Annotated in this window: 24 protein-coding genes; 14 read left to right on the top strand and 10 right to left on the bottom strand. The window is 61.3% G+C overall.

Going from position 1 to position 23,228, the window contains the following annotated elements; all coding sequences use genetic code 11:
• Nucleotides 1-270, bottom strand: coding sequence for a metal-sensing transcriptional repressor (locus WMW70_RS15085; protein WP_341438281.1), 270 nt, complete (start codon nucleotides 268-270; stop codon nucleotides 1-3).
• Complete coding sequence (locus WMW70_RS15080; protein WP_445942151.1) at nucleotides 263-802, bottom strand: Tll0287-like domain-containing protein; 540 nt, start codon at nucleotides 800-802, stop codon at nucleotides 263-265. Before WMW70_RS15080 ends, WMW70_RS15085 begins: the two co-directional genes overlap by 8 nt.
• A 336-nt stretch (nucleotides 803-1,138) precedes the next feature.
• On the opposite strand from WMW70_RS15080, the gene WMW70_RS15075 reads away from it, so the two are divergent.
• Nucleotides 1,139-2,272: a methyl-accepting chemotaxis protein gene (locus WMW70_RS15075; protein WP_341438280.1), complete on the top strand. Its 1,134-nt coding sequence runs from the start codon at nucleotides 1,139-1,141 to the stop codon at nucleotides 2,270-2,272.
• A 5-nt stretch (nucleotides 2,273-2,277) separates the two neighbouring features.
• Nucleotides 2,278-3,126: a nitrate- and nitrite sensing domain-containing protein gene (locus tag WMW70_RS15070; RefSeq protein ID WP_341438279.1), complete on the top strand. Its 849-nt coding sequence runs from the start codon at nucleotides 2,278-2,280 to the stop codon at nucleotides 3,124-3,126.
• Nucleotides 3,127-3,139: 13 nt separating this feature from the next.
• Here the strand turns inward: WMW70_RS15070 and WMW70_RS15065 are convergent, their stop codons facing one another.
• The 8 genes from WMW70_RS15065 to WMW70_RS15030 all read right to left on the bottom strand — a co-directional run bounded on the left by WMW70_RS15065 (nucleotide 3,140) and on the right by WMW70_RS15030 (nucleotide 11,187).
• Nucleotides 3,140-3,664 (bottom strand): DUF934 domain-containing protein, encoded by a 525-nt coding sequence (locus WMW70_RS15065; protein WP_341438278.1) that lies wholly within the window; start codon nucleotides 3,662-3,664, stop codon nucleotides 3,140-3,142.
• Nucleotides 3,661-5,331: a nitrite/sulfite reductase gene (locus WMW70_RS15060; protein WP_341438277.1), complete on the bottom strand. Its 1,671-nt coding sequence runs from the start codon at nucleotides 5,329-5,331 to the stop codon at nucleotides 3,661-3,663. Before WMW70_RS15060 ends, WMW70_RS15065 begins: the two co-directional genes overlap by 4 nt.
• 135 nt (nucleotides 5,332-5,466) lie before the next feature.
• Nucleotides 5,467-6,255, bottom strand: coding sequence for an HvfC/BufC N-terminal domain-containing protein (locus WMW70_RS15055; protein ID WP_341438276.1), 789 nt, complete (start codon nucleotides 6,253-6,255; stop codon nucleotides 5,467-5,469).
• Nucleotides 6,246-7,091, bottom strand: coding sequence for an MNIO family bufferin maturase (gene bufB, locus WMW70_RS15050; protein WP_341438275.1), 846 nt, complete (start codon nucleotides 7,089-7,091; stop codon nucleotides 6,246-6,248). Before bufB ends, WMW70_RS15055 begins: the two co-directional genes overlap by 10 nt.
• Before the next feature lie 56 nt (nucleotides 7,092-7,147).
• Nucleotides 7,148-7,402: a BufA2 family periplasmic bufferin-type metallophore gene (gene bufA2, locus WMW70_RS15045; protein ID WP_341438274.1), complete on the bottom strand. Its 255-nt coding sequence runs from the start codon at nucleotides 7,400-7,402 to the stop codon at nucleotides 7,148-7,150.
• 359 nt (nucleotides 7,403-7,761) lie between these two features.
• The gene (locus WMW70_RS15040; protein ID WP_341438273.1) at nucleotides 7,762-9,099 is read right to left on the bottom strand and encodes a ferredoxin reductase family protein; all 1,338 of its coding nucleotides are present in this window, start codon (nucleotides 9,097-9,099) and stop codon (nucleotides 7,762-7,764) included.
• A gap of 334 nt (nucleotides 9,100-9,433) precedes the next feature.
• Nucleotides 9,434-9,922, bottom strand: a complete 489-nt coding sequence (locus WMW70_RS15035; protein WP_341438272.1) for a hypothetical protein — start codon at nucleotides 9,920-9,922, stop codon at nucleotides 9,434-9,436.
• Nucleotides 9,923-10,341: 419 nt separating this feature from the next.
• A complete protein-coding gene (locus tag WMW70_RS15030; protein WP_341438271.1) occupies nucleotides 10,342-11,187 on the bottom strand; it encodes an AraC family transcriptional regulator in 846 nt (281 codons plus the stop codon).
• Nucleotides 11,188-11,271: 84 nt separating this feature from the next.
• Between WMW70_RS15030 and WMW70_RS15025 the strand changes: the two genes are divergently transcribed.
• The 12 genes from WMW70_RS15025 to WMW70_RS14970 all read left to right on the top strand — a co-directional run bounded on the left by WMW70_RS15025 (nucleotide 11,272) and on the right by WMW70_RS14970 (nucleotide 23,225).
• Nucleotides 11,272-11,895, top strand: coding sequence for a glutathione S-transferase family protein (locus tag WMW70_RS15025; protein ID WP_341438270.1), 624 nt, complete (start codon nucleotides 11,272-11,274; stop codon nucleotides 11,893-11,895).
• 134 nt (nucleotides 11,896-12,029) lie between these two features.
• Entirely contained in the window at nucleotides 12,030-13,373 is a 1,344-nt protein-coding gene (locus tag WMW70_RS15020; protein WP_341438269.1) for a SidA/IucD/PvdA family monooxygenase, read from the top strand.
• A gap of 66 nt (nucleotides 13,374-13,439) precedes the next feature.
• Nucleotides 13,440-14,762 carry a diaminobutyrate--2-oxoglutarate transaminase gene (gene ectB / locus WMW70_RS15015; RefSeq protein WP_341438471.1) on the top strand — a complete coding sequence of 441 codons (1,323 nt, stop codon included), beginning with the start codon at nucleotides 13,440-13,442 and terminating at the stop codon, nucleotides 14,760-14,762.
• Nucleotides 14,752-15,657, top strand: a complete 906-nt coding sequence (locus WMW70_RS15010) for a DMT family transporter (RefSeq protein ID WP_341438268.1) — start codon at nucleotides 14,752-14,754, stop codon at nucleotides 15,655-15,657. The genes ectB and WMW70_RS15010 overlap by 11 nt, the downstream gene beginning before the upstream one ends.
• Nucleotides 15,658-15,876: 219 nt before the next feature.
• Nucleotides 15,877-17,292, top strand: a complete 1,416-nt coding sequence (gene ccoG / locus WMW70_RS15005; RefSeq protein WP_341438267.1) for a cytochrome c oxidase accessory protein CcoG — start codon at nucleotides 15,877-15,879, stop codon at nucleotides 17,290-17,292.
• A 64-nt stretch (nucleotides 17,293-17,356) separates the two neighbouring features.
• The gene (gene mapR, locus WMW70_RS15000) at nucleotides 17,357-18,766 is read left to right on the top strand and encodes a GntR family transcriptional regulator MpaR (protein ID WP_341438266.1); all 1,410 of its coding nucleotides are present in this window, start codon (nucleotides 17,357-17,359) and stop codon (nucleotides 18,764-18,766) included.
• A 416-nt stretch (nucleotides 18,767-19,182) separates the two neighbouring features.
• Entirely contained in the window at nucleotides 19,183-19,977 is a 795-nt protein-coding gene (locus tag WMW70_RS14995) for an outer membrane protein OmpK (RefSeq protein WP_341438265.1), read from the top strand.
• Between the two features lie 274 nt (nucleotides 19,978-20,251).
• Nucleotides 20,252-20,734 (top strand): LEA type 2 family protein, encoded by a 483-nt coding sequence (locus WMW70_RS14990; protein WP_341438264.1) that lies wholly within the window; start codon nucleotides 20,252-20,254, stop codon nucleotides 20,732-20,734.
• Nucleotides 20,735-20,927: 193 nt separating this feature from the next.
• Nucleotides 20,928-21,266: a hypothetical protein gene (locus tag WMW70_RS14985; RefSeq protein ID WP_341438263.1), complete on the top strand. Its 339-nt coding sequence runs from the start codon at nucleotides 20,928-20,930 to the stop codon at nucleotides 21,264-21,266.
• Between the two features lie 172 nt (nucleotides 21,267-21,438).
• Nucleotides 21,439-21,780, top strand: coding sequence for a zinc ribbon domain-containing protein YjdM (locus tag WMW70_RS14980; RefSeq protein WP_341438262.1), 342 nt, complete (start codon nucleotides 21,439-21,441; stop codon nucleotides 21,778-21,780).
• Between the two features lie 491 nt (nucleotides 21,781-22,271).
• The gene (locus WMW70_RS14975) at nucleotides 22,272-22,994 is read left to right on the top strand and encodes a substrate-binding periplasmic protein (RefSeq protein ID WP_341438261.1); all 723 of its coding nucleotides are present in this window, start codon (nucleotides 22,272-22,274) and stop codon (nucleotides 22,992-22,994) included.
• 36 nt (nucleotides 22,995-23,030) lie between these two features.
• The gene (locus WMW70_RS14970; protein ID WP_341438259.1) at nucleotides 23,031-23,225 is read left to right on the top strand and encodes a hypothetical protein; all 195 of its coding nucleotides are present in this window, start codon (nucleotides 23,031-23,033) and stop codon (nucleotides 23,223-23,225) included.
• The last annotated feature ends 3 nt before the right edge of the window (nucleotides 23,226-23,228 follow it).

The raw sequence follows: 23,228 nt of genomic DNA, 5'->3' as shown, positions 1-23,228 counted from the left end.
TCAGCTGTACTTGGTGAAGATGGCTCGCAGCTGCACGAGCTTTTCCTGGTTGCTCTGCTCCGGGCTGAGGATGGCCTCCTCGGCCAGACAGATGAGCATTTCCTGATAGGCCTTATCCAGCGCCTTGCGCGCGGCGCTGAACTGCTGGGCAATGGCCTCGCATTCATCGCCGCGCTTGATCATGGCCTGAATGCCGCGCACCTGCCCCTCGACACGGGCCAGACGCTTGAGCAGGGCATCCCGGTGTTGCAACTGTTCGGTTTCAATCATTTCCATCATCTACAGTACGCCGCAATGTGAAGGCACCGCGCAGCTCGCCCAGGGCAAAGCCGCGAGCCTCGTCTTGCGGGTAGCCTACATCAATCACTGCGGCCAGCGCCGGCTCTATGTTCTTGCCGTGACAGGCCAGGCAAGGCTCGCCAGTGGCAATGGCCTTCATCATGCGGAACTCACCCTCGACCACCTCCGAGTGCAGCATATCGGCAAGCGGCTCACCCGCCTCGGCGCGCTTGGCGAACTGCTCCAATACCCGTTTTTCCCAGGCATCCGCGGCATTGGCCGGGTTGCGCACCTTCAAGGCCGTGCGCCCAACCGTCCAAGGGCTTTGGCTGTGCTCGCTGGCGATCTGCGGGGCCAGCAACTGACAGGCCTCCACAGCCTTGACCGGTCCGCCGGACTGCATTGCCGTCTTGACCGTCGCCAGGAGCTGCTGCTGAAAGGGCGGAATCAGCGCGGCCCCCTCGGCGGTCAGAGCCTGATAATTGTCGGCATAAGCCCCCATGCTCAGCAAAGCCAAAAGCATTGCAGTCGTGCAGCGCATACATCCTCCCATTGCCCATTGAATATACCCGTAGGGGTATATTGCCACAGCTGCCGAAAGCTGACTCAAGGATAAAAGCGCCGCGGCTGATCCATTGGTCGAAGAGCATGGACCAGCAGGTGCAGGGCCACGTCCTCCTCTGCAGCCTGCCGCACTGCCACCACCCGCCGACCTGCATGGCATCACTCTTGCCTAACACTCTGCATCGACCCATCAGATCGACAGAACTCGTTCCTGCAAGGCAATGGCGCCTGGACCCGCTGCGGATAGCGCGCAGGGCTTCAGGCGTTTTTTTTTGGTAAATGGAGTACCGCAACCATGAAGTGGCTTACCTACCCCGGGCTTCTGCTCCTGCGCGAACTGGGCATGACCGGCATGCTGCGCCTGCAATTGCTGGTGGCGCTGGCCGGCTTCGTGACGATGGGCCTGTTCCCCCAGCTGCCCAGCACCCCGCTCTGGGCCTTGCTGGCCTACCTGGCCATTGCCTCGCTATGGTCGCTGGCGCAGGAGCTCGAGCGTCTCCAGCAGTATTGTGAAAGCGCCACGCCGCAAGGTGCGCAGCAACCCTTCGGCGGCGCGCAGTGGCTGTTGCTGCAACCTATCGGGCGCAGCCTGCAACAGTGGCTGCATCAGGCCCAGCGCCAGCAGCAGCTGTTGCAGCAGCGTCTGGATGAAATCTCCCACTCTTCCCACGAGCTCGAACAGAGCGCCGCCCTGGTCACCCGCAATGCCGAGGGGCAGAGCGAGTCGGCCACCGTCGCGGCGGCGGCAGTCGAGCAGCTGAATGTCAGCATTGTCCAGGTGGCGGTGCTGGCGGATGAGTCGCGGCAGACCAGCGTACTGGCCAGCGGGCAGCTGGCCGACAGCATCGAACAACTCACCAATTTGGTGCGACAGGTGTCCGAAATGGCGCAGCAGGCCATCGCCACCAACGAGCTGATCCTGCAATTGCACAGCAACTCGCACACCATCAATGAAATGTCCGGCACCATCCGCGGCATCGCCACGCAAACCAATCTGCTCGCGCTGAATGCCGCCATTGAGGCCGCGCGCGCCGGGGAAAGCGGCCGCGGCTTCGCCGTGGTGGCCGACGAGGTACGCCGCCTGGCCCTGCACAGCCAGGAGTCGGCAGCGGAAATCAGCCGCAATATCGAATCCGTCCAGGCGCATATCCAGAGTGCCACGGTGCAGGTCTCCAGCCTCGCCGAGCTGGCCCACCGCAGTGCAGACAGTTCAGCCACGGTGCGCGAGCTGCTTGGCCAGGTGCAGCAGCGCACCCGCCACCTGACCGAACAGGTCGAACAGGTGGCGGTCAGCACTGAGCAGCAAGGCAAGGCCGTGGCGGAAATCGCCGAGCTGGCCGACCGCGTGCGCCAGGGCAATGCCGACAACCTGCAGGCGGCCGATCAGGCCCGCACCATCGCCCACCATCTGGCTCATCTGACGGGGTAAGCAACATGCCTGAACTCACCACGTTACTGGCCAGCGCCGCCACCCTGCTGCTGCTCGGCCTGCTCTGTTACGGCCTGCACCGGCGCATGCGCCTGCAGAAGCTGCAACACAGGCAGTTGAATATCCGCCAGCTAAGCCTGCTGCGCGCCCTGATTGCCGGCCTGCAGCGCCACCGCGGCCTGAGCAATGGCGTGCTCTGCGGCGACCAGAGCCTGAGCCAGGACCTGGCCACCACCCGCCAGGAGCTGGACCGCCATATCGGCACGGCCCAGGCCCTCGCCAGCACTCATAAAGATGCCTGGAGTGGCCTGATCGATCACTGGTCGCGGATGCGCGACGGCCGCAGCAGCGACCCGGCCAACAACCTGGCGCAGCACCACCTGATCATTCGCAACAGCATCTTCTTGATGGAGGATGTGGCCAGCGAAATCGACCTGAGCAACGGCCGCGCCGAGCTGAGCTACCTGCCGTGCATCTGGCGCGATGTGCTGCAGGCGGCGGAATGGGCCGGCCAGGCCCGCGCCCTGGGCACCGGCATCGCCGCCGCTGGGCAAAGCAGTGCCGAGCAGCGAGTACGCCTGCGCTTTCTCCAGCAGAAGATCCAGCTGCAGGCCGGCAGCGCCTTCGACACCCTGCAGCAGCACGCGGCCCAGCACCCGCAGGCCAGCGCCTTCAACCTGCGCCGCTGCGAACAGGTGGTGAAAGACTTCGTGCACTGCATCGAACAGGAACTGCTGGGCCGGGAACAGCCAGTGATAGCCGCCAAGGCCTACTTCCAGCGCGCCACCCAGGCCATCGATGAACTGCTGGCCCTGGTCGACGGCGCACTCCAGCAACTACAGAACGGCCGCTAGAAGCCTGCCGGACTTATGTTCCAGCGCCGCCCCGGCGGCGAAACAGCGGTCGCGGTTCGATGGCTGAGCGGCCGTAGAGCACGCTCATGCCGGCCAGGCCCTTGAGCGCGTCCTCGGCGGATTTGTCTTCACGTACGGCGAAGGTATCGAAGCCGCACTGGCGCATATGGCTGAGCTGGTCGCGCAAGACATCGCCGAGCGCACGCAACTCGCCGGTCCAGCCCAGCCGGGTACGCAGCAGGTAGGCCTGGCTGTAACCGCGGCCGTCGCGGAAACTGGGGAACTCGATGGCAATCAGCGGCAACACCGGCAGATAGGCCGCAATGCGCTCGACCTCGTCGTCCGGGGCCAGGCACAGGCCATCCAGGCTGAAGCGCCGGCCCGCAAGCGTCGCCTCATCCTGGCGCGCCAGCCAGGCGGGCAGCGGCAGGATCAACGGACCGACGGGCCGCGCCTGGTCCGGTTCGCGCAGCCACTGCCAGGGATCATCCGCCACCACCCGGGCCTGGCCTGCACTCAAGCGAATCAGGTTGTTCATGCCGGCACCTGCGCCTTGCGATAGACCTGTTCCTTGAAGGGTTCGAGGCCGATGCGCTGCACCGTATCGACGAAGCGTTCGTCGACCTCGCGGTAGTCGCTGAAGGTCTTGACCAGGCCTTCGATCACCTCGGGAATCTGCGCCGCGCTAAACGAAGGCCCAATCACCTTGCCCAGGGCGCTGGCCTTGCCCTGAGCCCCGCCGATGGTCACCTGGTACCACTCGCTGCCGTTCTTATCGACGCCAAGGATGCCGATGTTGCCAATATGGTGATGGCCGCAGGCATTGATGCAGCCGGAGATATTCAGGCTCAGTTCGCCGAGCCTGTGCAGGACGTCCTGGTCGGCGAAGCGCTGCTGGATCGACTGGGCGATGGGGATCGACTTGGCATTGGCCAGGGCGCAGTAATCGCCGCCCGGGCAGACGATCATATCGGTCAGCAGGCCGATATTGGCGGTGCCCAGGCCATGGCTCAGGGCGCGCTGGTAGAGGCCATGCAGGTCGGCCTTGGGCACATCCGGCAGCACCACATTCTGTTCGTGGGCGATGCGGATCTCGCCGAAGCCGCAGTCCTCGGCCAGGTCGGCGATGGCGTGCATCTGCGCCGAGGTCACATCCCCGGGCGGCGAATCGGTGGCCGGCTTGGTCGACAGCACCACCGAGGCGTAACCCGCCACCCGGTGCGGGCGCACATTGCGCGAGACCCAGCGGGCAAAGCCCGGATCACGTGCCAGGGCGCTGCCGTAGGCCAGGTCGGCGTCATCCAGGCTGGCATAGGGCGGCGCGACGAAGGCCGCTGCGACACGCTGATACTCTGCCGCGGTCAGCTCCGCCGGGCCGTCCTTGATCTGCTGCCACTCGGCCTCGACTTCCCGGGCGAAGGCCTCGATGCCCAGGGCCTTGACCAGGATCTTGATCCGCGCCTTGTACTTGTTGTCGCGCCGGCCGTGGCGGTTGTAGACCCGCAGCACGGCCTCGACGTAGGACAGCAGATGCTGCCAGGGCAGGCCCTCGCGGATCTGCTGGCCGAGGATCGGGGTGCGCCCCAGACCGCCGCCGACCATCACCCGCAGCAGCAGTTCGCCGGCCGCATCGCGGTACAGGTACAGGCCGATGTCGTGCATCATCACCGCCGCGCGGTCTTCCTGCGCGGCGCACAGGGCGATCTTGAACTTGCGCGGCAGGTAGAGAAATTCCGGGTTGACCGTCGACCACTGACGCAGGATCTCCGCCAAGGGCCGCGGGTCGAGCAGCTCGTCGGCGGCGACCCCGGCGAAGGCCTCGGTGGTGATATTGCGCACGCAGTTGCCGGAGGTCTGGATCGCATGCATCTCGACCTCGGCCAGGCGTTCGAGAATATCGCCGACCTGCTCCAGCTCGATCCAGTTGAACTGGATATTCTGCCGGGTGGTGAAGTGCCCGTAGTCGCGGTCGTAGTCTCGGGCAATGCCCGCGAGGGTGCGCAGTTGCCGCGCGGACAGGGTGCCGTAGGGAATCGCCACGCGCAGCATATAGGCATGCTTTTGCATATAGAGGCCGTTCTGCAAACGCAGCGGCAGAAACTCCTCCTCGCTCAGCTCGCCGCTGAGCCGCCGCTCGATCTGATCGCGAAACTGCGCCACGCGCTCGCGCACCAGAGCGCGGTCGTATTCATCGTATTGGTACATCGGCGGCCTCGGCTGTTATCGACGGCCACACTATGCGCGCGGCCCCGATCGCGAAACAGCTGCAGATCCAGCGGAAAAATACGGAGCAGATGGCCTGGTCCGCAGTCGGCAGCCGGCAGTTGGCGGCGGCGGTTATCAGGTCGTGTAAAAACGCTGCAACAGGCCATCGCTCAACCACTGGCGCAACCAGCTGACGGCCTGTACGGGGGCCTGCTCGCCCAGATAAGCAAGCTCGCCGCACAGCTCGGCGAAACTCCAGCCCTGCTGACTCATGCCTTGCAGCGCGGCGGCTTCATCTGCCGCCAGGCTGCGGTAGCGGGTAACCAATTGCTGACGCCAGATCAGGCAGACTTCGCTATCGGCCAATACTTGGCTGCCGGGAAAGGCATCCTGCGCCTTGCAAGCCTGCCAGATCGCCAGGCTGCTATGCCGGCAGACCTGCCACTGCACGCTGGGTAGCAAGCGCACCTGCAAGGTGGGCCAGTCTTCGGCCGGCAGCTCGGCCATCTGCGCCAGGCTCAAGGGCTGCCCTTCCGGCGCATCGAAGGCCAGGGTAAAGGCCCACTCCAGCCGCGCCAGCTCACTCAACGGCGCGGCCTGCGCGGGCACTAGATAGCCGTCGATAAAGTCCGCCAGCTGCGCACCGAGCCAGCGCAAGCTGTAATGCTGTGACGGGTGAGCGTTGAGATAGGCCAACGCCAGCGAGTCGAACTCCTCATCACCGAGCCAGCCATGTACGGCCGGATAGTCGCCACGCAAGGCTTCCAGCAGCCTTGCCCGGTAAGCGTTGTGGTAAATCGCCAGGCCCTGCTCGGCACTCAGCGCAGCACTGCCCAGCAGGCTCGCCTGCAGGGCCGGGTTAGGCTGAATCTCGGGATTCAGCAGGTAGGCCTGCACCTCGCGCTGCCAGTCACTCAGGCGCATCGGGCAGCGCCTGGAAGTGCTTCGGCAGCGACCCGGCGAGCCTTGTCTAACTCTGCGAGCAACTCGTCCAGATCCGGGAAATGGTCATCGCGCTCAAGCAGCGTGGAAACCGGGCCGAGGTGCTCAAGCGTGCGCTGGTAGAGCTGCCAGACCGGGTCGCTGACCGGCTGATCATGGGTGTCGATCAAATAGCGGCCATAGTCGCTGTGGCCCGCCAGGTGCAGTTGGCGCACGCGCTGCCCAGGCAGGCTGCGGATAAACTCCCAGGCATCAAAACCATGGTTGCGCGCACTGACGTAGACATTGTTGACGTCCAGCAGCAGCTCGCAGCCGCTGAGTTCGCACAGCGCGCTGAGAAACTGCCATTCGCTGAACTGGTCATCGGCGCAGCGCAGGTAACTGGAGACGTTTTCCAGCACCAGCGGCCGTTCAATTACGTCCTGCACCTGGCGCACACGCGCGGCCACATGCTGCAGGCTTTCCTCTGTGTAGGGCAGCGGCAGCAGGTCATGCAGCTGATGGGCATTGCCCCGACTCCAGCACAGGTGATCGGAGATCCACGCCGGCTGCACCCGTGCGGCCAGCTGCTTGAGCTGGCGCAGGTAGTCGCGGTCCAGTTCGTGCGGGCCACCAATCGACAACGATACGCCATGCATTACCAGCGGGTACTGCTCACCGATGGCATCAAGAAAGTAGAGGGCTTTGCCGCCATCCACCAGGTAATTTTCCGAGACGATCTCGAACCAGTCGATGGCCGGCCGTTGTTCGAGAATGGCTTGGTAGTAGGTGCTGCGCAGGCCCAGGCCAAAGCCTAGATTGCCGTGTTGAGCATTCATCGCTGACTCCTTGCTCGGTGATGCGGGGCCACCGCGCGGCGGTCGCCCCGGCTCACTTATTCGCCGACAGTACCACCCGCCGCATCGCACTCGGCCTGAGTCATGGCCTTGAAGCCGTGGCCCTTGCAGGCAGCCTGGCCTTTGCAGGCGTTCTCGGCAGTCTTGCAGTCGTTCTGGCCCTTGCAGGACGTTACGCCGTAGCAATGCACCTTGGCTTCTTCAGCCGCCACAACAGTACCGGACATACCGGCAAACATGGCAGCAGCAGCGAAGGCGATAGCGGCACCAGCGGCGGTGTTTTTAATGGTCATCTGCGTATCCTCGATAAATCTTGGTTGGCCGGGCGAAAGGGGTTTTGCGTGCCGGCATTCAACTAGAGCGACGAGTGGCGCTGGCGTTACAACGACGCTGAAAAAAATCCACCCCTCACAATCGGGGAGCACCCACTAACCGGTCCGGGCCGAAGCGGACGTTTAGAGCAGGAAAAATCTTATTCGCTGCAAGTCCAGCGGAAAAATACGCAGCAGATGGCCTGGTCCGCAGTCGGCGGCGGCCTGAGGCAAGGCTCTATAGGCAGAACATTCTTGAGCCTGAAGGAGCCCAAAACCGTCAGTCAGCGGCAATTGGATCTGTCTCCTTCTCAGTTTTTCTCGTTACTGAAAATGGGGACTTAACGCATCTGGAACAATTCCTGATGGAAGTCTTCCGGCTTCAAACCATGGGTCAACAGGTCACTGCGCAGGGCCCGGCCAAAGCCCGTAGGCCCGCAGAACCAGACGCTGGCAGCCTGCCAGTCTGGAACTTCCTTGCGTAAGCGCTCGCCACTGAGGCGGCCATTCTGGTCGGCGACCAGCAGGTGCAGGCGGACTCCGGCGGCGGCCGCATCGGCGCGCAACTTATCAATGGCCTGAGGCGAATATTCGGTGGAGGGATGGAACAGATCGATGCTGTATTGATGATCAGCTTCCAGCGCCAGTTGCTTTAGCCGCGCCACAAAGGGCGTGATGCCGATGCCGGCCCCGATCCAGATCTGCCGCAGGTTCTGGTCGTCGAAGGTGAAACAGCCATACGGCCCTTCTACCGTCACCTGATCGCCCACGTGCAGGGTTTGCGGCAGTTGGCTGGTGTGGTCGCCCAGGGCTTTGGTGATAAAGGTGATTTGCGCGTGCTGCGGGTTCCAGGCCGAGGCGATGGTATAGGGGTGCGCGCCTTCCGGCTTGGACGAGGTGACGAAGGCAAACTGACCGGCCTTGTGCCCCGGCCAGCCTGCTTGCAGTGCGATATGGGTTTCCAGCACGCGCAGCTCCGGGTACTGGATCAGGGTTTGTATTTCGCCCTGCACCTTGCGCTGGGCTCCGATGCGGTTGAACAGTGCCTGGAACGCCGCCAGGCTGCCACCCACCAGCAGCAGGGCAGTGACGATGCCAACCGGCTCGGACCAGTAGGCGAACTTGATCAGCACCACAGTGTGGAACACCAGCACCAGGTAGAGCGCGGCCAGGATGGTGTGGGTCTTGGCGAACCAGCGGTAGGGGAAGCGCTTGACCAGCGCCAGGATGATCAGCACCCCGGCAGCGTAGAATGCCCACTCGCCAAGCGTCTCGGCCAACCCACGCTGGCTGCGCAGCAACTGCTCAAGGGAGCCAAGGTCCAGGCCCGCACCACGCCCCTTGCCCGGTTTGCTCAGCCACCCCCAGCCAACCGCCCACTTGGTCCCCTTGGCCCAAACCCAGTGCATGCTGCCAAACACCAGCGCGCTGATGCCCAGCCACTTGTGTAGCCGGTACATCTTGTCCAGTCCGCCCAGCAACGGTTCGGCGCGGCGCGGACGCACAGCCAGCATCATCGCCACGCTCATGGCCGCCATCGCGATGATGCCGGTGTATTGCACGAGTACCGCGCGCAACGAGAAATAGGTCAGCGGCTGCGGCAGGAAGGTATCTGCCAATGCCCATAGCAGGGTTAGCCCTATCAGCAACGCCCACAAGGCTATCTTGATGTTCTTCATTTCAGACTCTGCGGTGAGGCTTCGGCAGACATGCTCAAACAAAAATAGCCACCGTGGAACCAGTTATCGGCCAATCAAACAAAACACTGCTGCAGGTCAATTAATCACACGGTGAAGGGGCAGCGTCAGCGGGCTAGCCGAGCGCTCGCCGGTTTGCGGAGACGACTTTGAGTGACGGCTTTTGACCGGGCCGGTGTAAAAACGCAGCAAGTAATTCGGGGGATTGCCTCACCGCCCAGAAGACCTCCGTAGGCCTGATCAGGCGCAATCAACCTCCCGGCCGGCACGGGAACCGGCCGAACGGCCTTGCCAACAGCGGCTGCTCGGCGCGCGGCTAAACGCGGGGGCCGCGCGCGTTCTTCTTCTGCAGGATCATCGACGCTTCGTTGTAGGCATGCTGGAAGGCATCGCTGCCGATCCACTCCACTGCCGTGTCTTCGTCTTCATCGTGGAAGATCCCGCGGTAGGTGATCAGCAGGCCCATCATAAAGTCGGTGGCCGCGTCTTCCGCTTCCTCGGCAACCACCAGTTCCAGCACCGGGTACTGCAGGAACACCAGGCACATCGCCAGCAGGCTGATGCCCTCACCAAGCTTCATCGTCTGGAACAGATCGTCGAAGTGCGCCGGGTCGAAGCCGTTCTCTTCGATGTCCTTGAAGTCGAAGGTACTCAGGTCGATTTCCACATCATCGAACGGCTCATTGATCAGCGGATTGGCCAGCAGCGGATGGACGACATTGGCTTTGGCCTTGCCCGAACGGTTCTGCTTGGCCTTGGCTTTGGCCCGCTGGGCGCGTTTTTGCTGTTTATCTGCGGAGGCCATGGAGGCGAGGTCCTTGTGCGATGCAGCCATATTTATGGCCCAGGGTAATCGGGCGCGTATTGTATTCAGTCTTGGCCGGGGTCGTCGGCCAAAGGGGATTTTTCCGGGTCTAAATGTTCGCTTCCGCGCTAGAGGTGGACGTTGCAGCAGTACAAATATCGTGATCCCCGATTGTTCAAGGCTGTTGCTCGGCCATGGCCGCTAGAACAGCTCCAGCGGGTCAGCCGCGTCGGCACTCTGCAGGGCTGGAGCCACCCAGACCCTACGCGAGCTCAGGGTGGAAGATCGAATCCCTTATTGACAATTACGCTGCCGGTTAACGGGGGTATCTTTCCTACGTAGATAGTTGCCCAACAGCCAGGGGCGCTCCACGTTTCATGGCTCACGTAAACGAGCCTAGCGTGGGATTGTGTATAGATTCAGGCGCGGTTGTTTCGGAAGCTGCCGGGCGTGATGCCGACTACTTTTTTGAACGCTCGGGTCATGTGGCTTTGATCGAAGAAACCGCAAGCGAATGACGCTTCAGCAAGGCTGGCCCCTGTGCGTAACAGCTTTTGGACCTGGGCAATTCTTTTCTGGATTTGATAGCTATGGGGCGAGACTCCTACGCTCTTCTTGAACACCCGGATCAGGTAGAGCGGATCAAGGTTCACCAACTGAGCCAGTTCTTCCAGGGGGATCTGCTTGTCGAACTCGTCTTCGAGTTTCCTCTTGATCATTTTCACCGCGTGCTGCTCAGCGGCACTGACCGGCGCGATGGGGGCTCCGCTGCGTTCGAAGAGCTGCGCCAGCAAATCCAGCAGAATGGTTTCCCGTTCAAGACTGGGATTGGATCTTTCAATGATTTGATGTTGATGCAAAAAAGTCTGGGCAAAGTCCGGGGCCTGGCTCAAGGCTGCCTGGAAAAGGTGGATATGATCAGCCGAACAGCGCTCTTGGAACACCACCCGGTTGACCCATTGCGGATCGATGTAGAGCATTCGATATGCCCAACCCTGGTCGTGCCCCGGCAAGCCGTCGTGAATCTCGCCAGGGCTAATGGTGACCACACTGCCCGCGCTTCCCAAGTAGTAGCCGCCTCGATAGAACAGCTTTTCAACGCCACTACTTATAACGCCGATCGCATATCGGTCATGTGAATGCCTACCGAAAGATTGAGTACTGTAACGCGCGGATAGCAACTCGCAGTCGCCTTCGGGGATGCGCCAGAACTGAACAAAATCCTTGACTTCTCGAGGGCCATTATTGCGTTGATTCTCTTCCATGACTTGTCCAGTTTTGTGCAATACGTTTGAAAAATAGGCAGCTAAATTTAGCACCCATTTCGTCACGTAAGCTAGGGGAAGTTGATGTCCGTAAAACTCGTTATTGGGGATTTTAGTAAATCGTCATGGTCATTACGCGCATGGCTGGTTCTTGTAACGGCTGACGTTTCGTTTGAAACACTTCAGATAAAGCTGGAACAGAGCGAGACGCGCAAGCGTATTCTTGAGTACTCCCCTTCAGGCAAAGTGCCGGCACTATTGCAGGACGGCATCGTTATCAACGACAGCCTGGCCATTAGCGAATACATCGCCGAGACTTATCCTGCCGCCAACCTATGGCCCCAAGACTCGGCGACCAGGGCCCTAGCCCGGGCCGCAGCGGCAGAAATGCACTCCGGCTTTACCCACCTGCGCACGCAGATGTCGTTCGGTCTGAATACCGGTGACACCCCTGAAAGCCTGACCACCGAGACCCAGGAAGACATTCAGCGCATCTTCGCCATCTGGAACCAGTTGCGCGAGGTGAGCGGCTCAAAGCAGTTCCTCTGTGGTGACTTCGGCATTGTTGACGCAATGTTTGTTCCTGTGGTGTTTCGCTTCCGTCGTTATGGTGTTGCCGTACCCGCACGACTCCAGGGGTATGTTGAAAATATTCTGGCGTACGCACCTGTACAAGAATGGTTGAAGTTAGCTACACAAGAAGCCTGAAAACCTTAAGGCGCGGCGTGAATTGAAACTATAAATTCAGCCAGATATAAATTAATAATTTTGACTGACAACAGAAAAGACCTTTGGTCTTTTCTGCATTGTCGAGTCTGTATTTTATGGAAAGAAGTAACCATATGAGTGTTCAGAAGGTTAATGCCAGGGATACTGGACGTAACAAGCAAGTCTACGACGTAATCGGCATAGGGTTTGGTCCGGCGAATATTGCCTTGGCCATTGCCTTTGAAGAGCTGGGGTTTACTGGAACACGGCTGTTCCTTGAGCGCCATTCCAGCACGAAATGGCAACCAGAAATGATGTTGGCGGGGAGCGATATTCAGAATCATCCGAGCCGAGACTTGGTGACTCCGCGCAACCCTCGCAGCCGCTACACCTTTACCAACTTTCTATTCGAGCATGATCGGCTTTTCGAGCACCTCAACCTCGGCCTGGAATTTCCCCTGCGTAGCGAGTTCGCTGAGTACGTGCGCTGGGTCGCGGGTTTCTTTGCCAAGGATGTTGCTTACAACCAAACAGTGATGAGCATCCAGGTGGATCCTGTAAGCAAACTGTATTGCCTGACTAATGAGGCCGGGAATCAGTTTTTCGCCCGCTCGTTGGTGCTCGCCCCAGGTCGCACGCCAGTGATTCCACAAGCGTTTGCCGACTGTGCTCCGGACCGGGTATTTCACCTTACCCAATACCTAGGGCACCTGGCACAACTGGCTCAGCAACGCGAGCTGAAGCGGGTGGCCGTGGTTGGCGGCAGCCAAAGTGCGATCGAGATCATGCTGCATCTGCGGCATAGCTATCCGCAACTGGAAATCATCAACGTGCAGCGCGGCTATGGTTTCCGCCTCAAGGATACCAGCCAGTTCAGCGAGCATGTGTACTTCCCAGCGTTTGTCGACCAGTACTACAACAGCTCCACCGAGGCCAAAAAGAACATCAATCGTCACCTGCATTACACCAACTATTCTGCCGCCGACGCCGACGTAATCTCGGAGCTGTATGTAGGCATGTACGAAGACAAGTTACAGGGCAAGAACAGAGTCGCGATCAAGAACCTCAGCGAAATCCAGAGCTGTACGCCCTCGGCTCAGGGCTACACATTGACGGTACTCGACACTCAATGCCAAACCACTGAACAGTTGCACGACTTGGACGCCATCATACTGGCCACAGGGTTCCGCAACCTAGGGACAGGGGAGCAGGACGAACGTTTCCCAGCCATTCTCGGAGACCTTGCCGAACGCCTGGACTGCGATACGCAGGGGGTGATTCGTATCGGTCGCGACTATCGCCTATCGGCGCGCAAGGGCTGCAGCCTGCCGGCGCTTTATCTCAATGGCTTATGCGAGTCCTCCCACGGATACGGCGATGCGGGTTCCTTCAGCCTGCTGTCGTTGCGTAGCCGAGATATTTTCAACTCGTTGAGCGAACAGTTGGGGCTGGTGGGGCGCACCGAAAAAATCGCCTGAGCGATAGCTGAATCGAACTTCGAGTCTCAACCCTTATGTAAGCAGGCAGTGATGGAAATTTCAGGAATGGATGAATTGGGTGTATTTGCTGAGGTCGAGTCTCAGGCGCGCAGCTATTGCCGCAGTTTCCCGGTGGTCTTCGACCAAGCTCAAGGCAGCTATCTATATGACCTCAAGGGACTGGCGTATATCGATTTTCTAAGTTGCGCCGGTTCGGTTAACTATGGTCACAACCCCAAGCCGATCAAGGCAGCAGTGATCGAGTACTTGCAACGTGATGGTATTCAGGCCGCGTTGGATATGCACAGCAGAGCCAAACACGAGTTTATCTTCAATTTCCGCAAGATCATCCTCGAGCCGCGAGCTTTGCCGTACAAGATGCAGTTCACATCGCCCACCGGAACCAGTGTGGTGGAGTCAGCGATCAAACTGGCGCGCAAGGTCACCGGACGACGACATATTGTGGCCTTCACCAATGGCTTTCACGGCATGTCCAATACCTCGTTGGGGTTGACCGGTAACCGCGACAATCGCCAGCCAGGCGTCGACCCTTATGTGTTCCGCATGCCTTATGACGGTTATTTGAAGGGACTGGATTCCGTCGAGTATTTCGAGCGCCTGCTTAACGACAATAGCTCTGGCATGGATATTCCGGCCGCGGTGATCCTGGAAACCATCCAGGGCGAAGGCGGGATCAACGTAGCGTCCTCTGACTGGCTACGGCGTCTGCGCAAGCTGACCTCCGATCACGACATCCTATTGATCATTGACGATATCCAGGCCGGTTGTGGCCGGACGGGCACCTTCTTCAGCTTCGAACCGGCCGGAATTACGCCGGATATGGTCTGCCTATCAAAGTCCCTCAGTGGCTATGGCTTGCCATTCGCTCTGTTGTTGCATCGCCCGGAGCTGGATCAGTGGGCACCCGGCGAAGACAATGGGACCTTCCGCGGCAACACCCTGGCCTTCGTCGCGGCGACCAAGACGTTGCAGGAGTTCTGGAGCGACGACCGTTTGGTCAAGCACATCCAAGACAATGAAGCACTGCTCAATACCTGGCTGGACGTAGTGTCCGAGCGCTTCGCTGTACATATCAAGCAGGTGCGTGGACGCGGCCTTTTCTATGGCATCGAGTTCCACGATGCGTTGTTGGCCGCAGCTGTAGTGCGTGGCTGCTTTGCACGTCGTTTGATCATTGAGCGCTGCGGTTCTGAGGATCAGGTGCTCAAACTGATGCCGGCCCTGACGATCGGAACGGACACCCTGCAGGCCGGCCTGGACAGTATTTTCGAGGCCATGCAACAGGTGCTGGGACAGGTCTCGTTCGGCGAGCTGGACAGCGATCTGCCCACTTCGCTCTTTATCAATGAGGCCTCTCATGTCGCCTAATCGCAATCGCCCGATCATCGAGCTGACCATCGGCGGGCTGATGCTCAGTTTGTCTGCCTTGGCTGTCGCCTTCGCCCATATAGGCCCAGGCGGTGCAGGGCTCTACCGGATGCTGTTCGCCTCGATTCTGTTTTTTCTGCTGCTGAAGGTGCGCAGAATTCCGGTGTTGCTCAAAAGCTCCAAGGCGCAGCTGTACACCGCGCTGGCCGGGGTCTTCTTGGCCATCGACCTAGTGCTTTGGCACCAGAGCATCTATATCGTCGGTCCGGGTATCGGCTCGATCCTGACCAACTGTCAGGTGTTTTTCATGACCCTGCTGGGCCTTTACTTGCTGAAGGAAAAACCTTCGATCTACTTCCTGATTTCCATCACGTTGGCATTCGTTGGGCTGTACCTGTTGCTGCTGCCAGAAATGAACAGCGCGGTGGGGATCAAGGGCGTGGTGTATGGCGTGTTATCGGGGCTGGCGTACGCCATCTGCGTGTACTTCTTGAAGATCAATACACAGCTACCTGACGGCGGAGGCGACAAGATCGCACAGATGCTCAATTTGAGTCTCTGGGCGGCGCTGGTGTTGCTGGTGTATGCATTGGCGACCGGGGAGAGCCTGGCGATCGTGGATGGGCAGACCCTACTGATGTTGATCATCTACGGGGTACTGGTGCAGTTCGTCGGCTGGCTGCTGGTCAACCGCTCGATCGGTGCGCTCAGCCTGGGGCTGGCCGGTCTGATCCTGTTGTTGGAGCCGGTGATCACCTACTTCATCGATATCGCATTTCTCGGCAAGGCCAGCTCCGCACTGCAAATTTGCGGTGCACTACTGACCATCTTCGCGGTGTACATCGGCTCGATTAAACCGCCGGAGAAAGCGCAGCCTGTACCCGAGACGGCCTGAGGCGAGGTTTGCCGCGGCCGGCACGTAGTCAACGGGCTGGAACCAACCACGACTTAGGCGCAGACCCGCAAGGGCTTCGCCTAACCGTTTCTAGCCATTGCAGCGGGGGCTCCTGAATCAGAATTCTGATCCGCTTTTTATTTGAAAACCTGAGTCTGTTATCCAAATACCCGCGCTCGCATCATTCGCCTCGCCTGATAAAGCCCGACGAGGCCCGTAATGAGCGAACGTATTCCCGCGCAGATCATCGAGACCATCGACCCGCGCCAGCCTATCCGCCTGACGCCTTCCCTGGCCGGCGGGCCGATTCATACCCGCAGTTTTAGCGGGCGCTTTCGCAATCTGCGCCTGTACGGTGCGGGCCTGCTGTTTCTGATCTTCTTCGGCACCGCCTGGCTCGACTGGGACGGTCGCCAGGCGGTGCTGTGGAACCTGGCCGAGCATCGCTATTACATCTTCGGCGCGACCTTCTGGCCGCAGGATTTCACCCTGCTCTCGGCGCTGCTGATCATCGCCGCCTTCGGCCTGTTCACCATCACCGTGGTGGCCGGCCGGGTGTGGTGTGGCTACACCTGCCCGCAGAGTGTGTGGACCTGGGTCTTCATGTGGGCGGAGAAGGTTACCGAGGGCGAGCGCAATCAGCGGGTCAAGCTGGATGCCGCGCCCTGGTCGCTGAACAAGCTGCTGCGGCGCAGCGCCAAGCACGGGATCTGGCTGGCGGTCAGCCTGCTCACGGCGCTGACCTTTATCGGTTACTTCACGCCGATCCGCCCGCTGGCCAGCGACCTGCTGCGCCTGCAGCTGGAGGGTGGCACCCTGGTGTGGGTGCTGTTCTTTATGGCCGCCACCTACCTCAACGCCGGCTGGCTGCGCGAGAAGGTCTGCGTGCATATGTGCCCCTACTCGCGCTTCCAGAGTGCGATGTTCGACGATGACACCCTGCTGGTGGCCTACGACGCCAAGCGCGGCGAAGGCCGTGGCCCGCGCAGAAAGGACAGCGACCACAAGGCCGAGGGCCTGGGCGATTGCATCGACTGCACTATGTGCGTGCAGGTGTGCCCGACCGGTATCGATATCCGCGATGGCCTGCAGATCGACTGCATCAGTTGCGGTGCCTGCATCGACGCCTGCGATTCGGTCATGGACAAGATGGGCTACGCCCGAGGCCTGGTCGGCTATCACTCCGAACGTGAACTGCAAGGCGGCAAGACCCACTGGCTGCGGCCACGATTGGTCGGCTATGGCATCGCTCTGGTGCTGATGATCGGAGCCTTTGTCTGGGCTTTGAGCGCGCGCTCGATGCTGTCCATCGACTCGGCCAAGGACCGCAGCATGTACCGCGAAAACCAGCTGGGGCAGATCGAGAACACCTACCTGCTCAAGGTGATCAACAAGACCCAGCAGCCGCAGCGCTATGGCCTGACGCTGGTCGACAGCCCCGGCCTGCGCCTCGACGCCCCGCAGCAGCTGCAGCTGAACCCCGGGGAAATTCTCGATGTGCCGGTGACGGTGGTGCAGCTGGTCGAGCAGGCCAGCGGCGCGACCAGGCCGGTGCGTTTCGAGCTGAGCAACCTGGCCGATGCGGATGAGCGCGCACACAGCCAAAGCGTATTCATCGCCCCGCGCGGGCGCTGACAGTCGCATGGCGCGGCAACTCCCCGTAGAGTACGTTGGAATGCTCAGCGCACCTACGAATACGATGAAACGCTACGAGAAATTCGCCGACCAGATTGCCGAGCTGATCCGCAGCGGCATGCTCGCCCCCAGCGAGAAGGTGCCTTCGGTGCGCCACGCCAGCCGCACCTATGGGGTCAGTCCGTCCACGGTGTTCCAGGCCTATTACCTGCTGGAAGACCGTGGCCTGATCCAGGCCCGCGCGCGCTCCGGCTACTACGTGCGCGAGCTGGCGCGGCATTCCCTGGCCGAACCGGAAACCAGCCAGCAGCCGACGCAGACCACCGAGGTGGATGTCAGCGAACTGGTGTTCTCGGTACTCGCCTCGCTGAAGGACCCGGGCACCGTGCCGTTCGGCTCGGCCTTTCCCAGCCCCGACCTGTTTCCCCTGCCGCGCCTGGCCCGCTCCATGGCGCACAGCCTGCGCGATATGCAGCCGCAGGCGGTGATCGCCGACATGACCGAGGGCAACCCCAACCTGCGCCGGCAGATTGCCCTGCGCTATATGGTCAGCGGCGTGAGGCTGCCACTGGAGGAACTGGTGATCACCAGCGGGGCCATGGAGGCGCTCAATCTGTGCCTGCAGTGCGTGACCCAGCCGGGCGATCTGGTGGCCATCGAGGCCCCCGCCTTCTACGCCACCCTGCAAGTACTGGAGCGCTTAAAGCTCAAGGCGGTGGAAATCCCGGTCAACCCGCGTGAAGGTATCGATCTGGATGTACTGAGCGAGCGCCTGGCCAGTCTGCCGATCAAGGCCTGCTGGTTTATGAGCAGCCTGCAGAACCCCCTGGGCGCGAGCATGAGTGAGGCGAAGAAAGCCGAGCTATACGAGCTGCTCCACAGCCATCAGGTGCCGCTGATCGAGGATGACGTGTACGCGGAGCTGTACTACGGCAGCCAGCCGCCCAAGCCGGTAAAGAGCTTCGACCGCGACGGCCTGGTGATGCACTGCGGCTCGTTTTCCAAATGCCTGGCCCCCGGTTACCGGGTCGGCTGGGTGGCCGGCGGGCGCTATGCCGAGCAGATCAGCCGGCTCAAGCTGATGACCACCATCTCGCCCTCGGTGCCCGCTCAGGCCGCCCTGGCCGATTACCTGCAGCACGGCGGTTATGACCGCCACCTGCGCAAGCTGCGCCACGCCCTGGAAACCCAGCAGGCCTCGATGCTCGCCTCAGCCGCACGGCACTTCCCGGCCAGCACCAAGGTCACCCGGCCCAGCGGCGGCTACTTTCTCTGGTTCGAGTTCCCCGAGCGGGTCGACTCTCTGCAGCTGTTCCAGCTGGCCCTGGCCCAGGGCATCAGCCTGGCCCCGGGGCCGATCTTCTCCGCCACCCGCCGCTTCGGCAACTGCGCACGCTTGAACTACGGCCATCCCTGGAGCGCCCAGAGCGAACAGGCCATGGCCGTGCTCGGGCGCATCATCGACTCGTTCTGAGCAGGCCATTGAAAAACTACCTACGTTGCCGATACGGCGTTGAAAACAGACTCGGAATGCTCATTTACAGCTCGTAAACTCCGCTTCCTCGCCTGTTTTCGCCTTGCCTCGGCTGCCTCGCCTACATTTTTCAAGGGCCTGCAGAGCCTGAATCGCCGCCCAAGGCAAGCGATAGCCCTCGGCGCGCACCAACTCAAGGCAAAAATTGTCCTATCGGTCAAAAAAAGGGGCATATCGACCCTTGATTGCCGCCCGCGCCACATCCGCGATGATCACGCGCCAGCACCTCTTCCCCCGCGCTAAAGCGTTGCCGGAGAAAAACCCAGGACTTGGCCTTGTTCTTGCTCTAGCTCCGACAGCCTGACCACTCAGACAGGTTTAAAACCATAATTCAGCACTTTGGGGAGCACCACTCGATGAACCGTACCCTTTCCTCCCTGGTCCTGGCCGGCGGTTTGCTGGCGGGCGGCCAGGCTATTGCCGGCGACCTGATGCACTGGCAGAACAACAGCCTGACCTACCTCTATGGCCAGGACTTCAAGATCGACCCGGAAATCCAGCAGACTGTGACCTTCGAACACGCCAGCGGCTGGGCTATCGGCGACCTGTTCTTCTTCGTCGACACCATCAAGTACAACACCGACGCCACCAATGGCGCGGGCGACGGCCACACCTTCTACGGTGAGTTCTCACCGCGCCTGTCGTTCGGCAAGCTGTTCGACAGCAAGCTGGAATTCGGCCCGGTCAAGGACGTGCTGCTGGCCGCTACCTACGAGTTCGGCGAAGACGATGTCGAGTCCTACCTGATCGGCCCGGGCTTCGATCTGGCGATCCCCGGCTTCGACTACTTCTCGCTGAACTTCTACCATCGCGAAACCGACGGCGACCGTGATGGCAGTGGCGTCTGGCAGGTAACCCCGGTGTGGAGCTACACCATTCCGGTGGGCAAATCCGACATCGTTATCGACGGCTTTATGGACTGGGTGGTAGACAACGACGAGAGCTACCACGCCAACCTGCACTTCAACCCGCAGATCAAGTACGACCTGGGCAAGGCCATGAACTGGGGCGAGAAGCAGCTGTATGTCGGCATCGAATACGACTACTGGAAGGACAAGTACGGCATCCAGAACAGCGGTTTTGTCAGCGACAACTTCGTCGGCCCGACCGATCAGAACACTGCCAGCCTGCTGGTAAAAGCACACTTCTGATCCACTGCCGTCTCGGTCCGGGCAACCCCGGGCCGAGCGCGTAGCTGCAGCCCCCCCGCCCGTTCCCGGGCACTTCAGCAGCGCTGTGGGCGATACGCAACCACGCCGTGCTGCCACTGACTTCGCCAATCGCCACCCGCAAGGGCAGCCCATACAACAGACCGCATGGGCCTCTGCTCAGCTGTGGTGCAACATCAGGCGACTATGCGGTGAGCAAAAGCCGAGGCGCAGGGTCTACTATCCTGCCCTGACCGCCATAACGGAAAACCCGAGCATGCCCGCCACCCTGATCAAGCCTTTACGTCCCCTGGGCCTGGCCCTGCTGCTGCTCGGCCTCAGCGCCTGCAGCACCCTGGCCCCGCGCGACCCGCTGCATATCGACCTGGTCGGCCTGGAACCCTTGCCCGGCCAGGGCCTGGAGGTGCGCTTCGCCCTCAAGTTGCGGGTGCAGAACCCCAACGAAACCCCCATCGACTTCAACGGCGTGGCCGTGCAGCTGGATATCAACAAACAGCCGCTGGCCAGCGGCGTCAGCAACCAGAGCGGCCAGGTGCCGCGCTTTGGCGAGACCGTTATCAGCATCCCGGTGAGCATTTCCGCCTACTCGGCCATGCGCCAGGCCTGGGGCGCAGCGGGCTACCAGGGGGCCAAGGGCCTGCCCTATGAACTGCGCGGCAAACTGGCCGGCGGCCTGTTAGGCACCCGGCGCTTCAGCGACAGCGGCAGCCTCAACTGGCCCGAGCCGGCCGCGCGCTAACAGCTGCGGCGGCCGCCCCGGTGCGCACGGCGCACCCTACGGGCCCCGGCTATCGCCGGCGCAGGGATATCGCCACTGGTCGGCCGGGCACTCTCTTTACAAAAGCTTTACACAATCTCCAGCGGAATTTTTTCCGGACGCAGGGTCAAAAGTTCTAATCGGCGCGTGCCGCCCCCCTGGAGGATTTTCACTCATGATTGGCCGCATTCCCTTAATCACGGTGCTTGTTGGCAGCCTGGCTTTTGCCGGTCAGGCGGCAGCCGACCATGGCTCACGTAGCGACGCGCTGATTGCCGGAGCCGTAGTCGGGGCCGTGGTCGGTGGCGTGATTGCCAGCAGCCGGCATGCTCCGCCGGTCTATGTCGAGGTGGCACCGCCGCCACCTCAGGTCGTCTATTACGAACCCCGCCCACGCTATTACGAGCCCTACCCGGTAGTGGTCGAGCACCGCTATTACAAACCGCGTCATCACAAGCACCACAGGCATCACCGCAAACATCATCGTTACGACCGCGACTACTACAGCTGGTAGTAGGCCAAGCCCCCATGGCGCAGGCACCTATTGCCGCTAAAAGCGCGGCGGCCTGCCGCGCGCAGCCCGTTACAGAGCCCTGGCGACGCACCTGCGGCCATGCGCACCGCCGACTCGCGATAAAACCCTATATACTATGCGGCTTTGATTATTCCCAAGCCGAGGACCTCGCGTGAGCACGTTGCCAGCCTGCCCCAAATGCAATTCCGAATACACCTATGCCGACGGCGAGTTACTGATCTGCCCGGAGTGCGCCCACGAGTGGTCGGCCAGCGCCGGTGCAGACGCCGCGGACGATACCAAGGTGATCAAGGATTCGGTCGGCAATGTGCTGCAGGACGGTGACACCATCACCGTGATCAAGGACCTCAAGGTCAAGGGCTCCTCGCTGGTGGTCAAGGTCGGCACCAAGGTCAAGGGCATCCGCCTGTGCGACGGCGACCACGATATCGACTGCAAGATCGACGGTATCGGCGCGATGAAGCTCAAGTCCGAGTTTGTGCGCAAGGTCTGACAGCCTGTTAACAACCCGCGCCCGCAACACCCCAGCCCCGGCCCAGCAGCCGGGGCTTTTTTGTGGCGGTGTGGCCGTTGACTGTTTAGGCGCGATCTCTTATGAGTATCGTGACTGTGCGGCGAACGCTCCCCCTCACCCTAACCCTCTCCCCCAAGGGGCGAGGGGACTCATCGGCGTACGCGGGAAAATCGTGCAACAGGTAGGGTGCGCCGTGCGCACCGACGTGACCGCGGGCTCTCCCCCACGCCCAGGGATCAGGCCCACGCGGACAGGTTGGCGTTGAGCGCCGCGAAGCCCAACAGGCCATGGCAGGCCCCGCAGGCATCGCGTTGCGCCTGAGGTAGAGGAGTCAATCTCGGTGCGCACGGCGCACCCTACGGTTTCCGCTCCGGCTCAATCGCTCGGCAAGCGCAGCATTTTTCCCGCCATTGGCTAGCCTTGTTAATGCACTGCACGCCCGGATCGCGTGCAGGGTTCAGGAGACCGTCATGCCGCGTGTTGCGCTCTGTCTGTTGCTGCTATTCACCTCCGTAGTGCAGGCCGAGCCCTGGCGGGTGGTCGGCGATGAGCAGTTCGCCCCTTACAGTTATGTCACCCTCGAAAACGACACCCCGCTCGGGCTGGATGTCGAACTGGTGGAGGCGGTGCTGGGGGAAGCGGGAACCCCCTATATTCTGCGTCTCTATCCATGGGAGCGGGTCAAGCGCATGCTCGACCGCGGCACGGTGGCCATGGCCTTCCAGTTCGCCGGCACCCCGGAGCGCATGCAGCAATACGAGCTGATCGGCCCCCTGCGCACCGGCTCCACGGTTTTTATGACCACCAGCAAGACCGCCATCGGCGACTGGAAACAGCTGGACGACCTGTCGCCCTACGTGATCGGCCAGGTCAGGGGCTATGCCTACCAGTCGGACTTCGACAAAGCCGACCTGGCCCGCGACACCAGCGCGCAGAACCCGCGGCAACTGGTGTCCATGCTGCTGGCCGGACGCATCGACATCATCATCGGCGACCGGGTGCAGCTGATGTATTTCGTCCGCGAGCAGCGTGCCGAACAACACGTGCGCATCCTGCCCAAACCGCTGGTGGAAATGCCGCGCTATGTGGCCTTCGCCAAGGGCGACAGCGTTCGCGCCAAGCAGTTTGCCGCAGCCCTGGAGCGCCTGCGGCAGAACGGCAAACTGGACCAGATCTACCAGCGCTGGCAATAATCGGCCCTCGTCAGCCATCCCGCCTCGGAGTCCGCCATGCGTCAGTTTCTCCACTCGCTGCTACTTGCCGCCACGCTCGCCCTCGGGGCCTGCGGCGCAGGCGAAACCGCGGTTGTCGCTGATTTGCAGGCAAAAAAGGCCGCCCAGGCGCAGCAGCAGATGGAGCAGCTCAAGCAACAGATCGAGCAGGCCAACCAGGTCAACAACAAGCGTCTCGAAGAGGCCTACTAAGCC

This window comes from Pseudomonas sp. XK-1 (assembly GCF_038069885.1).
Taxonomy (GTDB): domain Bacteria; phylum Pseudomonadota; class Gammaproteobacteria; order Pseudomonadales; family Pseudomonadaceae; genus Aquipseudomonas.
The sequence above is the reverse complement of the archived record's forward strand: the minus strand, read 5'-3'. Positions and strand labels throughout refer to the sequence as shown.